This window comes from Priestia taiwanensis (assembly GCF_014638355.1).
In the GTDB taxonomy this organism is placed as follows: Bacteria; Bacillota; Bacilli; order Bacillales; family Bacillaceae_G; genus Priestia_D; species Priestia_D taiwanensis.
The window spans coordinates 126,208-140,015 of sequence record NZ_BMFK01000004.1 but is presented as its reverse complement, the minus strand read 5'-3'; the positions used below and the strand labels follow the sequence as shown (position 1 = coordinate 140,015).

12 protein-coding genes are annotated in these 13,808 nt (G+C 32.8%); 11 read left to right on the top strand and 1 reads right to left on the bottom strand.

Annotated elements, in window-relative coordinates:
• Window positions 1–18: 18 nt before the first annotated feature.
• The 7 genes from arsA to IEV41_RS16695 all read left to right on the top strand — a co-directional run bounded on the left by arsA (window position 19) and on the right by IEV41_RS16695 (window position 8,820).
• On the top strand, window positions 19–1,779 hold the full coding sequence (arsA, locus tag IEV41_RS16730) for an arsenical pump-driving ATPase (RefSeq protein WP_188389646.1): 1,761 nt from the start codon (window positions 19–21) through the stop codon (window positions 1,777–1,779).
• A 49-nt stretch (window positions 1,780–1,828) separates the two neighbouring features.
• Window positions 1,829–2,110 (top strand): HesB/IscA family protein, encoded by a 282-nt coding sequence (locus IEV41_RS16725; RefSeq protein ID WP_188389645.1) that lies wholly within the window; start codon window positions 1,829–1,831, stop codon window positions 2,108–2,110.
• 31 nt (window positions 2,111–2,141) lie between these two features.
• On the top strand, window positions 2,142–2,567 hold the full coding sequence (locus IEV41_RS16720; protein ID WP_188389644.1) for a protein-tyrosine phosphatase family protein: 426 nt from the start codon (window positions 2,142–2,144) through the stop codon (window positions 2,565–2,567).
• 113 nt (window positions 2,568–2,680) lie between these two features.
• Window positions 2,681–4,000 (top strand): TniQ family protein, encoded by a 1,320-nt coding sequence (locus IEV41_RS16715; protein ID WP_229722278.1) that lies wholly within the window; start codon window positions 2,681–2,683, stop codon window positions 3,998–4,000.
• Window positions 4,001–4,050: 50 nt separating this feature from the next.
• On the top strand, window positions 4,051–6,759 hold the full coding sequence (locus tag IEV41_RS16705; protein ID WP_229722277.1) for a TnsB C-terminal domain-containing protein: 2,709 nt from the start codon (window positions 4,051–4,053) through the stop codon (window positions 6,757–6,759).
• Between the two features lie 4 nt (window positions 6,760–6,763).
• Window positions 6,764–7,891: an ATP-binding protein gene (locus IEV41_RS16700; protein WP_188389643.1), complete on the top strand. Its 1,128-nt coding sequence runs from the start codon at window positions 6,764–6,766 to the stop codon at window positions 7,889–7,891.
• Between the two features lie 5 nt (window positions 7,892–7,896).
• The gene (locus tag IEV41_RS16695) at window positions 7,897–8,820 is read left to right on the top strand and encodes a TniQ family protein (RefSeq protein WP_188389642.1); all 924 of its coding nucleotides are present in this window, start codon (window positions 7,897–7,899) and stop codon (window positions 8,818–8,820) included.
• Between the two features lie 612 nt (window positions 8,821–9,432).
• Here IEV41_RS16695 and IEV41_RS16690 read toward each other — a convergent pair.
• Entirely contained in the window at window positions 9,433–9,867 is a 435-nt protein-coding gene (locus IEV41_RS16690; RefSeq protein ID WP_188389641.1) for an Rrf2 family transcriptional regulator, read from the bottom strand.
• A gap of 231 nt (window positions 9,868–10,098) precedes the next feature.
• Between IEV41_RS16690 and IEV41_RS16685 the strand changes: the two genes are divergently transcribed.
• The 4 genes from IEV41_RS16685 to IEV41_RS16670 all read left to right on the top strand — a co-directional run bounded on the left by IEV41_RS16685 (window position 10,099) and on the right by IEV41_RS16670 (window position 13,431).
• On the top strand, window positions 10,099–10,737 hold the full coding sequence (locus tag IEV41_RS16685; protein ID WP_188389640.1) for an NAD(P)-dependent oxidoreductase: 639 nt from the start codon (window positions 10,099–10,101) through the stop codon (window positions 10,735–10,737).
• A gap of 223 nt (window positions 10,738–10,960) precedes the next feature.
• Window positions 10,961–11,110 (top strand): hypothetical protein, encoded by a 150-nt coding sequence (locus IEV41_RS16680; protein WP_188389639.1) that lies wholly within the window; start codon window positions 10,961–10,963, stop codon window positions 11,108–11,110.
• A 278-nt stretch (window positions 11,111–11,388) separates the two neighbouring features.
• The gene (locus tag IEV41_RS16675; RefSeq protein WP_188389638.1) at window positions 11,389–12,024 is read left to right on the top strand and encodes a pentapeptide repeat-containing protein; all 636 of its coding nucleotides are present in this window, start codon (window positions 11,389–11,391) and stop codon (window positions 12,022–12,024) included.
• 729 nt (window positions 12,025–12,753) lie between these two features.
• A complete protein-coding gene (locus tag IEV41_RS16670; RefSeq protein WP_188389637.1) occupies window positions 12,754–13,431 on the top strand; it encodes a response regulator transcription factor in 678 nt (225 codons plus the stop codon).
• Window positions 13,432–13,808 lie beyond the last annotated feature (377 nt).

Sequence of the window (13,808 nt, the reverse complement as noted above, 5' to 3'; positions counted from 1 at the left end):
AGAAAGAAGTGAACGGCAATGGCAAACCTATATAATCCAAGTACAATGACCTTTACACCGTTTCTATTCTTCACCGGTAAAGGTGGTGTAGGGAAAACATCTACTGCATGTGCGACGGCTATTACGTTAGCAGATATGGGTAAACGTGTTTTGTTAATTAGTACAGATCCAGCATCTAATTTACAAGACGTATTTGAAATAGAGTTAACTAACAAGCCGAGAGTAATTCCTAATGTTCCTAATTTGCAGGTAGCAAACCTTAATCCAGAAATGGCAGCGAACGAATATAAAGAACGTGTTGTGGGTCCTTATAGGGGAAAATTACCTGATGCAGTTATCGCTACAATGGAAGAACAATTATCAGGGGCTTGTACAGTCGAAATTGCAGCTTTTGATGAGTTTTCAACATTACTTACAAATAAAGAATTAACAACAAATTTTGATCACATAATCTTTGATACAGCACCAACAGGCCATACACTACGCCTTCTTCAGCTTCCAACAGCTTGGAGTGGATTCTTAGAAGAAAGCACACATGGTGCATCTTGTTTAGGTCCATTAGCAGGACTGGGCGATAAAAAAGAGTTGTATAGTCAAACTGTTGAGGCTTTATCTAACTCGAAGCAGACAACATTGTTACTTGTTACACGTCCTGATAGTTCACCGTTACAAGAAGCAGAAAGAGCAGCTAAGGAGTTAAGGCAGATTGGGGTTAGTAATCAATATTTAATTGTTAATGGGATTCTCATGAATCATATGCCTAACGATAGTATCTCTAAGGCATTGTTTACAAGGCAATCGGGCGCATTAGAAAATATGGAAGAAGAGTTAAAAGAGCTTCCAACATATGAAGTTCCATTAGTGCCATTCAATGTTACTGGGATAGAGAATATGAGGAAATTGGTTCAGCCAATAGAGAACCTTTCAATCTTAGATGAAGAACAAAAAGAAATTAATTTACCTGCTCTTCAAAATTTGATTAAAGACTTTTCTGAGACAGGGAAGAGAGTTATTTTTACAATGGGTAAAGGTGGAGTAGGAAAAACAACTATAGCCTCAACCATTGCAGTTGGTCTTGCTGAAAAGGGACATCGTGTACATTTAACTACAACTGATCCAGCGGCACATATTGATTATGTTTTACATGATGAACAAAGAAACATTACAATTAGTCGCATTGATCCAAAAGTAGAAGTTGAAAATTACCGTAAAGAAGTTATAGAACAGGCGCAAGAGATGGTAGATGAAGAAGGTTTGGAGTATTTAGAAGAAGACTTACGTTCTCCTTGTACGGAAGAAATTGCGGTATTTAGGGCTTTAGCAGATATTGTTGAGAGAGCGAATGATGAAATTGTAGTAATTGATACAGCACCAACAGGTCATACGTTGTTGTTATTAGATGCTACACAAACGTATCATAAAGAAATCGCAAGATCTTCTGGTGAAGTACCACAGTCTGTAAAAAACTTGTTACCACGTCTTCGTAATCCAGAAGAAACAAGTGTTGTCATTGTAACGCTAGCGGAGGCTACACCAGTGCATGAGGCAAGTCGTTTACAAGAAGATTTAAAGCGTGCGGATATTAATCCAAAATGGTGGGTTATAAATCAAAGTTTTTATGCCACAGATACAAGTGATCCTGTATTAAAAGGAAGAGCACAATCTGAAGTGAAATGGATTGAAGCAGTTCAACGAGAATCAGATAGTAACTGTGTTATTATCCCATGGCAGCCTGAGGATATTTTGGGATATGAGAAACTTAAAGCTTTAATTAAATAAAAAGAAGTTTTCAATTAGTTATATTAATGCTGGGGAGGAAGAAGTAGAAATGAATATTACAGACAAAGCAAAAGAGTTTATCGAAAATATTATGAAAGAAAACGGTGTTTCAACATTAAGATTTGCATTTGATGGTTCTGGATGTTGTGGCCCAAGTTACAATGTTAATTTAGCAGAAGCACAAGAAAATGATGTGAAAGAAACAGTAAATGGTATTGAGGTTGCTATTGACCCGCAAGTAGTAGATATAGTAAACACTCTTATTTTAGATTATGTAGAAGACCAACAAGGTGCCGGCCTTGTTATGAGTGGCGGATCTAGTTGTTGTTAAATATTGATATTGATTAAGGAGACTAACAAACATGACTAACTATCACGAACTAGTTAAAGGAAAAATATATATTGGTGGCGTTGATGCTATACAAGAAGCAGTAGAAAAACAGGGTATTACAGAAGTGTTTGATTTACGTGCAGGAGGCCAAGAACCGGAAGGATTTCCAATCGAAGCTAACCGCCATGTTTGTCCAATTGTAGAAGGTGTAGAAGGGCAAGACGAGTCAGTAAAAAATGCGATAGGAGCTGTAAAAGAAGCTGTGGAACAAGGTAAGACAGTATATTTCCATTGCTCAGGTGGACGTAACCGTACAGGTACAGTTGCAACAGGAATTTTGTTGGAATTAGGTCAGGCTTCTACTGTGGAAGAAGCTGAACAAAAAGCAAAAGAAGTTCGTTCAATCATTAATATTAACCCTGAAATGAAAGAAGTATTAAAACGTTTATATGTATAATTTAGTGAGCCTCAAAAACTATTGTTTTTGAGGCTTTTTTATTTAGAAATTTGTATTAAAAAATTCATTCTTGTTAAAAATGAATTTTAATTTAAATATGGGAGATGTTTGTTATGTTTGATCAAATATATGCTGATTTTGCAAGAAGTAAAGTGTATAATCTAGAACCTATTGGTATAGGTACACCTTATGTTGAGTCGTTTAGTGGTTATATTTCACGTTTAGCTATTCAACATTCAATAAGCACGGGTGATTTAATGGCAAAGATAATTACACCTATGCTGGATAAGAGATATTTAGTGAATCAGGCAATCAAGGGTGGAGAAGGTATTTATAAATCTTCAAGTGGATTGAATGGTATAGGAAATCTTGCGGGAAATTTTATAGTTGCTTTTGAAAAGTTAACATGTAGAAAAGATTTAAGCGCGACAACATTATTAAGTTGGTTAAGTGTTTTACCTTCCAGGGGGTTATTAAAAAAACAAAGGGCCTGGTGTTCTTCGTGCTATGAGGATGATATATCGAATCAAGGAATACCATATGAACGCCTAATTTGGAGTTTTGAGATGGTAAATATTTGTACTAAGCATAATTGTTATTTATCATTTAGATGCCCTTTTTGTAATAAAACGAATCCAATTTTGACTAGGAAGTCTATGCCTGGTTGTTGCTTTATCTGTGAAAAATGGTTAGGAGTAATATTAAATAATGGTGCTCAGCCAATATACGAAAATCATGCTTCAATTGATATTATAGAAGATATCGTAGCTCAGAATAATACTTATAGAGAACAGAAAAACAGAGAGCATGTAATCGGTGCAATTAATTATTATATTAATGAGTGTTTTGAAGGGAAAAGTTCTAGAATGGCTGGAGAATTAAATATTCCTTTGTCGACAATAGCTACTTGGCTTAGTGGAGGGAGTCTACCTGAGATTAAATCATTAATAAAAATTTGTGGATTTTTACGTATAAATTTATCTGAATTTTTAAATAATAAAGAAGTGAACTATAAATCAAAAGTAATAAAGAATCCTATAGTAAGAACAACTGATAGCAAAGAAAGAAAAAGGCACAATCATCAGGAGATTAATGACTACTTGAATCTTGTGATAACGGATAAATTACCGTTATCAATAAGTGAAATAGCAGGGAAGCTTGGATGTGATCGGAAATTACTTTCTCGGCGGTATCCAAAAGAATGTAGTGAGATAAAGGGAATTTATAATAAGCATTTAAAATATATGAAAGATCGTAGAGATGTAGAGAAGTTAAGAGAAGTAGAAGAAGTTTTCTATCAATTGATTAGAAAAAATGAATATCCAAGTAGAAGGAAGATGGAAAAAATAATTGGTGAGGGAGTACTTCAAGAGAGCTTATTACAGCAAAAATGGAATTCATTAAAAGAAAAAGAGAGCATTAAATTAGGTTAGTTAGTTTAAATTTTAATTGGCTAGATATTTTTAAGGAGATGATGAACTAATTGATTAAGGATATTGAGACTTTTCTAAAATCAAAAGGATTGGAAGATAAAACAATAGCCTATATAAAAAGAATTCGTGATTCAGAACCGGCTCGGCGTGTAAGAAGTAATGGACAAAATGTTGTAGGTACGTACCCAAGTAAAAAGATGGGTCTGTCCATTCAATTTGAAAGTAAAACTCTTGAACTTCCAGCAATTTTTGAGAAAGAGCATGACAAAAGTGTTCAAGAGTATTATGATCAACCTCCTTCGTTTAAAATATCGTATCAAATTAATGAGAGAAATAGAGCACATCTTTATACTGCCGATTTCTTTGTAATTAGTGAAGATTGGATAGGATGGGAAGAATGGAAAACCGAAGATGAAATAATAAAGTTGTCTATTCAATATCCAGAAAGATATCAATTAGATGAAAAGGGGTTATGGAGATGTCCTCCTGCTGAACAATATGCAGAAAATTATGGGCTTTCTTTTAGAGTGAAAATTTCAAAGGATTTAAATATGAATTACGTCCGAAATATTAAATTTCTAGAAGATTATCTTTTAAAAGGAAATCTCAGTATTGAAAAGGAAAAGAAAGACTACATATGTAAAGTGATTAGTGAAAATCCGGGGATCACTATTAGAGAGTTATTGGAAAAAATTAAAGATTTTCAGGTGGATAACCTATATATTGCATTTATCTTGGGCGATTTTTATATGGATATCGAGGATGAATCGATTCCAGAACTTTCTGCAAGGTTATACATCAGTAAAGAATATAAGGATGCTTTAAGTAATATGACTTTATCTACATCAGTATTTAGCTCTGAAATGAGTGTTTCTTTCAAAGTTAGTTCAGGTGAAAAAATCATTTGGGATGGAGTTATTTGGGATATTTTAAATGCGGGTAATACATCCATAGTTCTAATTAATGATGAAAAAGAAACGATAGAAGTCCCAATAGCTACATTTGAATATTTATTAAAAGAAGGAAAAATAAAAGGGATATCGAGAAATGATTTTGATAATAAAGAGTTAGAAGTTATTAAAAGAGCAAGCCCTTTAGAACTCGAAAGAGCGAATGAAAGATTTACTACGATTCAGCCTTATCTTAATGGTAAGGAATATACAGGAGAAGAGTCCATATCGGAAAGGACGATATGGAATTGGATAAGGAAATACAGGTCAGCAGAGAAAAAGTATGGATCTGGTTATGTTGGTTTATTGTCTGAGGAGTATAAAAAGGGTAATAGAACCCAGCGAATTGATGATGATGTGCAAGTATTAATGGAAACGTATATCAAGGAGAAATATGAAAATATAAGGCAATCTAGCATGAAGAAGGTTTATTTACAATTTTGCCAAGCTTGTATGGATAAAGGTTATGATCCATCGAGTTATTATACGTTTACAAAGAAAGTGAAAGAAACACCACGTTATGATCAAGTGAAGAAACGAAAAGGCCCAAAAGCAGCCTATGCATTTGGAGAATTTTTTCATGAATTATGGCCAGATACTCCAAGGCACGGAGATAGAATTTTTGAAATCTGTCATTTAGACCATACTGAACTGGATATAGAATTAAGATGTTCAGTAACAGATAGAAATCTTGGAAGACCTTGGGCAACGTTTTTAGTAGATGCCTTTTCCAGAAGGGTATTGGCAACGTATATTTCATATGATCCACCGAGCTATCGCAGTTGTATGATGGTTTTAAGGGAATGTGTTAAGAGATATTCGCGGTTCCCAAGTACGATTGTGGTAGATGGGGGAAAAGAATTCGAAAGCGTATATTTTGAAACGCTACTTACTAGAAATCGTTGTGTGAAATTTAGACGACCAGCTGCAAAAGCAAGATTTGGAAATGTTATTGAAAGGTTGTTTGGAACAACAAATGAAATGTTCATTAATAATTTGATGGGCAATACACAAATTATGAAAAATGTAAGACAAGTTGTTAAAGAAATAAATCCTAAAAATACATCAATTTGGACGTTGGAGGATTTTGTTAGAGTATTAAACAAATGGACATATGAGATTTATGATCAGACTGAACATACTGGATTAGGTATATCCCCACATGATATGTATGAACAAAGTGTTAAAACTAGTGGAGCGAGAGAAATAGTAAGAGTAGCATATGATGAAACTTTTAAGACTTTAACGCTACCAACAACAAAAAAAGGTACAGCAAAGGTATTGCCAGGGTATGGCGTAAAGATTAATAGAATTTATTATTGGTCACCTGTTTTAAGAAACGGTTTGATTGAAAATAGTCAGGTCTTTGTTAGATACGACCCTTTTAATATGGGAATTGCATATGCATTCATTAATAATAGATGGATTGAGCTGGAATCGGAGAAATTTAATATTTTTAAAAATCGCTCGGAAAAAGAAGTTAATATTGCTTTCGAAGAATTAAAGCGAAGAACAGTACTAAGTGAGAAAAAACAAGATATTACTATTAAAATGCTAGCTGAGTTTTTAAATTCAATTGAAAGTGAAGAATTATTGTTATCACAACGTCTTAAAGATAGAGCAATGAGAAATCTTTATGTTATAGAAGGTGGAAAGAGTAAATCAGAAGAAGTTGAACAAGAACCGAAAGTAGAAAAGGTACTTACAAGTGAGAACATCAGGTTAGTTGTTAATAACCAAGAAGAAAGGCTTGCTAAGAATGATCTTGATATTTTAAATGTAGAATTTGAATCATATGAAGGGTTGTGAATAAATGAGTAGAGAGTTTCCGATAGAGTTACTTGAGAAACCATTAGCTGAACGTGTTAATTACTTCAATGATTTTACTGTTGCACACCCATTTTTTATAGTGGCCTATAATACTTTATTTCAGAGAATCATGAACCCTTCAATGAAAAGTATTTTTTTGGTTTACGGACCAAGTGGGGTAGGGAAGTCTACTTTGATTAGGAAAGTAGCAAAGCGAATTATTGATGCATTAATGGGACGGATAACAGAAGATCCAGGATTTATTCCGATAACAGGAATAGAAGCGAGAGCACCGGATAAAGGTTATTATGATTGGAGAGATCATTATATTAGGTGTTTATTAGCTTTAAATGAGCCATTAGTTAATCATAAAAAGGATGTAGATTTCGGTATGGAAATTAATAAAAAAGATGTAAATCGTAATTTAAGGAGTTCATTAGAAAAGGCACTTAAGCATAGGGAAACGCTAGCCTTCTTCATTGACGAGGCCCAACATATTACATTTAATTCATCTGCAAGATCCTCGAATAATCAAATGAATATGATAAAATCTTTAGCTTCTACAACAGAAACCCCACATGTTTTATTTGGAACATATGAACTTTTAGATTTTCGAGATTCACAGGGACAATTATCAAGACGTGGATTAGATATACACTTTAGACGGTATGATATAAAGAAACGACAAGAACAAGAAATATTTATTAAAACCCTTTGGAATCTACAAAAACATATTCCGATAGCTATAGAGCCTAATTTAAAGGAGCATTGGCAGTATTTTTATCAAGTTAGCGTTGGATGTATAGGAATCCTAAAGGATTTAGTTTCAACAACATTAGAATATAAGTTACTTGAAAATCCTCATATACAGGAGTTGAAAATTGAGGATTTTAAAGAATTTGCGTTGACACCGAATCAAGCTTATAAATTAGCTAACGAGGCAATCAACGGAGAAGCCAGTGTAAATGCTACAAACAAGAGTAGTGATGATGTGATGAATTTACTACTTAAGGAGGAAGATGAGGATATTCACCATAATCCAGAAATTAAAACTATATATAATGAAGGAAAAAATAAGAACAATAGGAAAGTGGGAGAACGAAAGCCTAAAAGAGATGCTGTTGGAGGTTAATTTCGATGTTAATACAGCATGAATATTTTAAAAGTAGGAGTTCTTTCTATAACCTTGATCCTATAGGCATAGGGACAGCTAATGTTGAGAGTTTGACCAGTTTTATTATGCGTTTATGTAAGGTACATCACATTAGGATAAGGGCACTTTTTACGTATATATATAAGCAAAGGTTAGTGAGTAAACCAATCTCTTTTCAATCAGATTATTTTAATCGAGGGAAAATGCTTTATAATCAGGAAATAACCGCAGCACTAGGTAAGTTAACCAAGAGATTTGATATTGCCTTCCTTTCTTTGTACCTTTTTCCTGAGTATATATATGGCAGGGATGTGAAGAAGTACAGGGTATGGTGCCCAAGTTGCTTTGAGGAAGATGAAAGTAGTTTAGCGTTGGTTTATGATAGATTACTATGGAATTTAGAGTTTGTTAAAATTTGTAATGTTCATAAGTGTCTTTTAGAAACGCGCTGTCCTGGGTGCAGTAGAAAAAATCCAGTATTATCAGTTAAATTAAGTATCGATTTTTGTCATCATTGTGGTTATAAATTAAGTAACGTTGTTCCTAAAAGTATTGAATGCCTTAGTATCCATGAAAGAAATGCACAAGAGATTATTATTAACCAATTATGTTTATTATTATCTCTTAATTATAAAGGTAGGCATTTCATTTCTTTTTATAAGGAGGAACAATGTTTTGGGAAATTAAATAGAGAAGATATAAGTGATATTAAGAAAGTTTTTGGTATGGAAACAATGGGGTATATTACAAAATACTTTCTCGAAAATGGTATTCATAATCGTACTACTCATAAGAATCCAGGAATAAAAGATATGCATTATTTTTGGACGCGAATATTTATGTTTCAGATTCTTAATAAAGATTTATATGATAAATTACATAATAGCGCCCTTTTTATTGAGTTATAGAAGAAATATCTGTTTTTGATAAATCATATATTTTCATAAAGTATTTAAATCAACTATAAATATGCACCGAGTATTAATTATTAAGTATATGTTGCTGACAAAACTCGTATGTATTAGACTTACTTACAGTCTTTAGACTTTGAATTAAGCCTTCCAATCCTTGATTCTCTAAGGATTGGAAGGCTTATGGTTGATTTTTAGTATTTATATGGTTGAAGTCACATGTGTGAAAAGAACCATGATTTTGCTGAAACGGCAAGCTTACGGTTCTTTTTTTGCGGCAAACTTATACTTCTAGGATTTAGAAAATATTTTTAATGTCGCCTTTAAATAAAGTCACTGTGTTTATAAAAAAGACGCGATGTTTTTGTCCCTTTGAATCTATTTATCTACAGGAATATTTTTATAGTGAAAAGAAGATCTGAACTGAAAGGTGGATTAAGGAACTATTGAATAGCAATAAAGTTCCTCCACTAAAGGGCCATTTAATGGAGGAAGACTTGTCGAGCTAAGGGGGCAGGTTAAACTCAGGTAAGCCGTAGTTTATAACAAGGTTTGGTAACATAAAAAGACATTCCTAACAGAAGAATGTCTTAAACTAATTACTAATATCTAGCCGTTTAATTTTTCTTTTTCACTAATATCCTTTACTACATCTTCAATGGTCACATTTTCGAAAACCTTCTCCAGTGCGGTTTGAGCACTAAAAAAGAGAGGTTCAATTGAGCTTTGAATATTCCTTCCGATGGTACAATCAGGGTTTGTTTCGTGGATGCTAAACAGTTCTTTGTCCTTGACAACATTAACCGCTTTATAAACGTCAAGCAATGTAATATCAGATAAGTCCTTAGCGAGTTCTGCTCCTGCAATACCAGGTTGTACTTTTATCAATCCTGCTTTTTTAAGCATCCCCATAATTTTTCTGATTACAGCTGGATTCGTATTAACACTTCCTGCTAAAACTTCAGATGAACTTACTCCATCTTTATTCATTTCAATTAGAGTTAATATATGAATTCCAACGGCAAATCTGCTGCTGATGGACATCTTCAGTCACCTTCTTTACTTTTTTATGAGAAAAAAATTAATTATATTCATCATGTAATTCATTCGATTACAAGTTTATTATAACTGAAAAAGTTAATGATAATAAGAAAATATTTTTATGTAATGTTGACAGCTATTCATCATGTAACTATAATGATTACATGTAATAAAGGTGATTACATGTAATGATGTTGATTACAAATGAATTTATCATTGGGGGAGAACTATAAAATGAAAATTGGAATTATTGGTGCAAGTGGAAAAGTAGGTAGTCTTATTTTAAAAGAAGCAGTTAGTAGGGGACATCAAGTAACAGCTATCGTAAGGGATAAGGCAAAACTTAATGAAACAAATGTTGTGGTGATTGAAAAAAATATATTAGAACTTACACAAGATGATGTTAAGCAGTTTGAAGTAGTTGTAAATGCCTTTGGTGCTCCACTTGGAGAAGAGCAAGCACATGTGGATGCTGGACATGCTTTAATCGAGGCTTTAAAAGAAACTAAGACAAAAGGGATCATTGTCGGTGGTGCTGGAAGTCTTTATGTCGATAAAAATAAAACTGTTCAGCTAATTGATACACCTGAATTTCCAGATTTCGTGAAACCAACGGCAAAAGGTCAAGGGCGGAATTTACAAGAATTACAGACAACAACTGATATTACATGGACATTTATGAGTCCTTCCGCCATATTTGATGCGGAAGGAAAAAGAACTGGCTCTTATAAGTCAGGAAAAGATCATCTTCTTGTAAATTCAAAAGGGGAGAGTTATATAAGTTATGCGGATTACGCAATTGCAGTTTTAGACGAAATTGAAAATCCACAGCATATAAACGAACGTTTTACTGTTGTTGGTGAAGCAGAGTAAGTAGTGAAAAGTCATTAGAAAACAAGCGGAATTTCATTTGTTATCATGTGGAATCGAAAATGGGGGAATAAATGATGTTGAAAGACAAGCAAAGTATTTCTGTGTTTTATTTTTACTTTGCGGTACCCTTCTCAGAGACACAAGTATGCTTGAAAATCTAGCCTTTAATTTTCTAAATTATTTATGTATAGTGAAGGAAATACATTTTAGGAGGTGAAATTATATGTTTGGAACTGCTCCAAATTGGTCTGTAGTAGATGCGAAAACAGTTTTATTTAATGGCAAAAAATCTTTCAACGGGATAAGTCTGTCTATTTTTAACACTACTACAACATATGAACAGTTTCCAAGAAGATGTGCCTTACGTGAATAATTTCTGAATGTTAGCTATCGTTAACAAACTTTAGAATAAGATGCCACAGGTAGATTACCTGTGGTTTTTTGCGCCTTTTTATCCCTGTTTTCTAGGAGGAAAACAGCTCATGATTGTTTTAACAATAAAGTCAGTGCCGAATGGCTGTTAATGCAATGTGATTTTATAAACTCTTAACGGTGTTTTTTCAGAATTCTAGCAATACACCTGGAATGATCTTAAAGTTACAGATATGTTTTTTCGCTAGTAAAACAATTAAAATGAAAGAAGGATATACTATGAAAATTGATAAGCCAAAAATTTCAACAGAGCTAACTTCAAGGAATTTTACCGATATTTTTTATGACGAAGATTTAACATTAGAAATGTGTGAAGTCGTCAATTCCACTTTTGAAAATGAATCTATAGATAAAGTAAGACTATATAATACTGTAATAAAGAACTGTAAGTTTACTAATACAAACTTTAGCAATATTGATATCACTGATGTTTGTTTTGAGAACTGTGACTTATCAAATGTTAATTTTAGCAATTCGTCTATTCACAGAGTTGAATTTAAAAATAGCAAATTAATTGGAGTTAATATTATTGAATCTAGATTAGGGAATATTAAATTTGAGACTTCAATATTGAATCTAGCAGTATTTGAGCAATCTAAACTAGAAAAAATTATATTTAAGGGAACTTCATTAAATAGTGCAGATTTCTTTGACTGTAACCTAAAAAAAGTCGAGTTTATGATATGTAGTCTTGACGAAGCAAGTTTTGAGCAAACATCACTGAATGGGGTTGATATTAGTTCTTCTAATTTCGATTCACTTACGGTTTCAATGAATGATTTAAAAGGATGTAAAGTATCGCCCCATCAAGCTACTCAGTTTGCAACCTTAATGGGACTGATAATTAAAGATTAGCGGACGTTATCAAGATTTAAATCTCCCCCTCCGTTACACATACGAAGGGGTTTTTATATTGGGTATGGATGCAGGCATTCGTATGATACGAGCGCAAGCGTTACTAACCTCGTAACACAATGGCAAACATTGTTTTCGATGTTTGCCATTCTAATGACTCGGACTGCTTTGAATAATAGTACGCTCCGTATCTCCTTATTTTCTCTTGCATGGTGCTGTTAGAATAACGTGATCGCTACACTTCAATAAAAATACGGTAAAGATAATCAGGTTCACACATCCCTGTTGAAAACTTTGATTCAACCTCAAAGAGAGGTACCGTCATTATTTCGCAAAAATTATATATTAGACATAAATCGATAAGACTTTTAATATTTTCCTACTTTAAGAACCATATGAAAAACATTTGCGATGATGAAATAATCGGCATTTGAAATTTGATTATAAAAATGCCTTAGTGTAGAGAAAATAGGGCTTAAATCCTCAAAATACTCATTAGCGTATAATTTCCGCGTTTTGCCGATGAGCCCTTAATGATTAAATAGGATTTATTTAACCTTCCATATATTTTGTGTTTTTACTCACATTTATTATAAAATTATACAGAGTTCTCTTAATAAGCTGTTATAATGGGTTTTTTAGGGGTTTCCGATTTATAAATCTTAAATTCTTTTTTTGTGATAAATTTTTTATCTAACTAAGTTATATTGAAATAGAGGTGAATCATCTATGAAGCAGGTGTTGGTAATTAAGAATGAACGGTCTTTAGCAAAGAAAATCATAAGCGGTCTAAAGCAAGAAGGCTATTTCATTTTAACACTTCATAATGAAAACCAAGGTTTAAACATAATACATGAGAAAGATTGGGATATTATCATATTGGATTGGGATTCATTAAGTATATCTGGACCAGAAATTTGCAGACAAATACGATTTTTTAAAATGACACCGATAATTATTGTGACTGATAATATTTCTAGCAAAGATTGCATAGCAGGATTACAAGCAGGAGCAGATGATTATATAAGAAAACCATTTGTGAAAGAAGAATTAGTAGCAAGGATAAAAGCTATTTTAAGAAGAAGTAAGGCTATCCAACAAAATGAGACAAGCTTTTTTCAGTTTAAAGATTTCTTTGTTGATACATCTCGCAATGTGGTGACAAAAGGTGGTGAAAATCTCTCACTTACTAAGCGTGAGTACGATTTACTTGTATTTTTAATTAAGAATAAAAATACAATATTGAGCCGTGAAATGCTTTTGAACCAGGTTTGGGGATATGACGTAGTAGTAAATCCAAATGTAGTAGATTTATATATTGGATATTTAAGAAAAAAGATAAAGTGTGAGAAGAAAGACAGATATATTCAAACAATACATGGCAGAGGCTATTCAATGATTGAATAGTAAAAGTAAGATAATAATCAATCTTGAGCATATATAGAAAAAACGAGTAAAACTGTTTCATCCAGTTTTACTCGTTTTTTGTTCTATTAAATCTGATAATCAAATAGTTTCTGGAAGATAGTAAAGAGACAGAATCTGTAAAGGCTAATCAATACACCTGGCTGCACATATTACTTTTCTATCCAAGTTATGCTTGATGTGAAAAAGCAATTTTATTTATTAACTTACATCATTCACAAGATTTTCACATAATTAAAGACTATACTAGTCCACAGGACATGTAATTGAAAATGATTATCAATATCGATTTAGATGACTAGCAGTTACCATCTAATTCAATCTATGGACTTCATCATTTTCGAAATAAATCACATTAT

Bases quoted from the DNA above. Each gene is read 5' to 3' on its own strand.
- arsA (WP_188389646.1), top strand. From the start codon at position 19: ATGGCAAACCTATATAATCCAAGTACAATGACCTTTACACCGTTTCTA.
- IEV41_RS16725 (WP_188389645.1), top strand. From the start codon at position 1,829: ATGAATATTACAGACAAAGCAAAAGAGTTTATCGAAAATATTATGAAA.
- IEV41_RS16720 (WP_188389644.1), top strand. From the start codon at position 2,142: ATGACTAACTATCACGAACTAGTTAAAGGAAAAATATATATTGGTGGC.
- IEV41_RS16715 (WP_229722278.1), top strand. From the start codon at position 2,681: ATGTTTGATCAAATATATGCTGATTTTGCAAGAAGTAAAGTGTATAAT.
- IEV41_RS16700 (WP_188389643.1), top strand. From the start codon at position 6,764: ATGAGTAGAGAGTTTCCGATAGAGTTACTTGAGAAACCATTAGCTGAA.
- IEV41_RS16695 (WP_188389642.1), top strand. From the start codon at position 7,897: ATGTTAATACAGCATGAATATTTTAAAAGTAGGAGTTCTTTCTATAAC.
- IEV41_RS16690 (WP_188389641.1), bottom strand. From the start codon at position 9,867: ATGTCCATCAGCAGCAGATTTGCCGTTGGAATTCATATATTAACTCTA.
- IEV41_RS16685 (WP_188389640.1), top strand. From the start codon at position 10,099: ATGAAAATTGGAATTATTGGTGCAAGTGGAAAAGTAGGTAGTCTTATT.
- IEV41_RS16680 (WP_188389639.1), top strand. From the start codon at position 10,961: ATGTTTGGAACTGCTCCAAATTGGTCTGTAGTAGATGCGAAAACAGTT.
- IEV41_RS16675 (WP_188389638.1), top strand. From the start codon at position 11,389: ATGAAAATTGATAAGCCAAAAATTTCAACAGAGCTAACTTCAAGGAAT.
- IEV41_RS16670 (WP_188389637.1), top strand. From the start codon at position 12,754: ATGAAGCAGGTGTTGGTAATTAAGAATGAACGGTCTTTAGCAAAGAAA.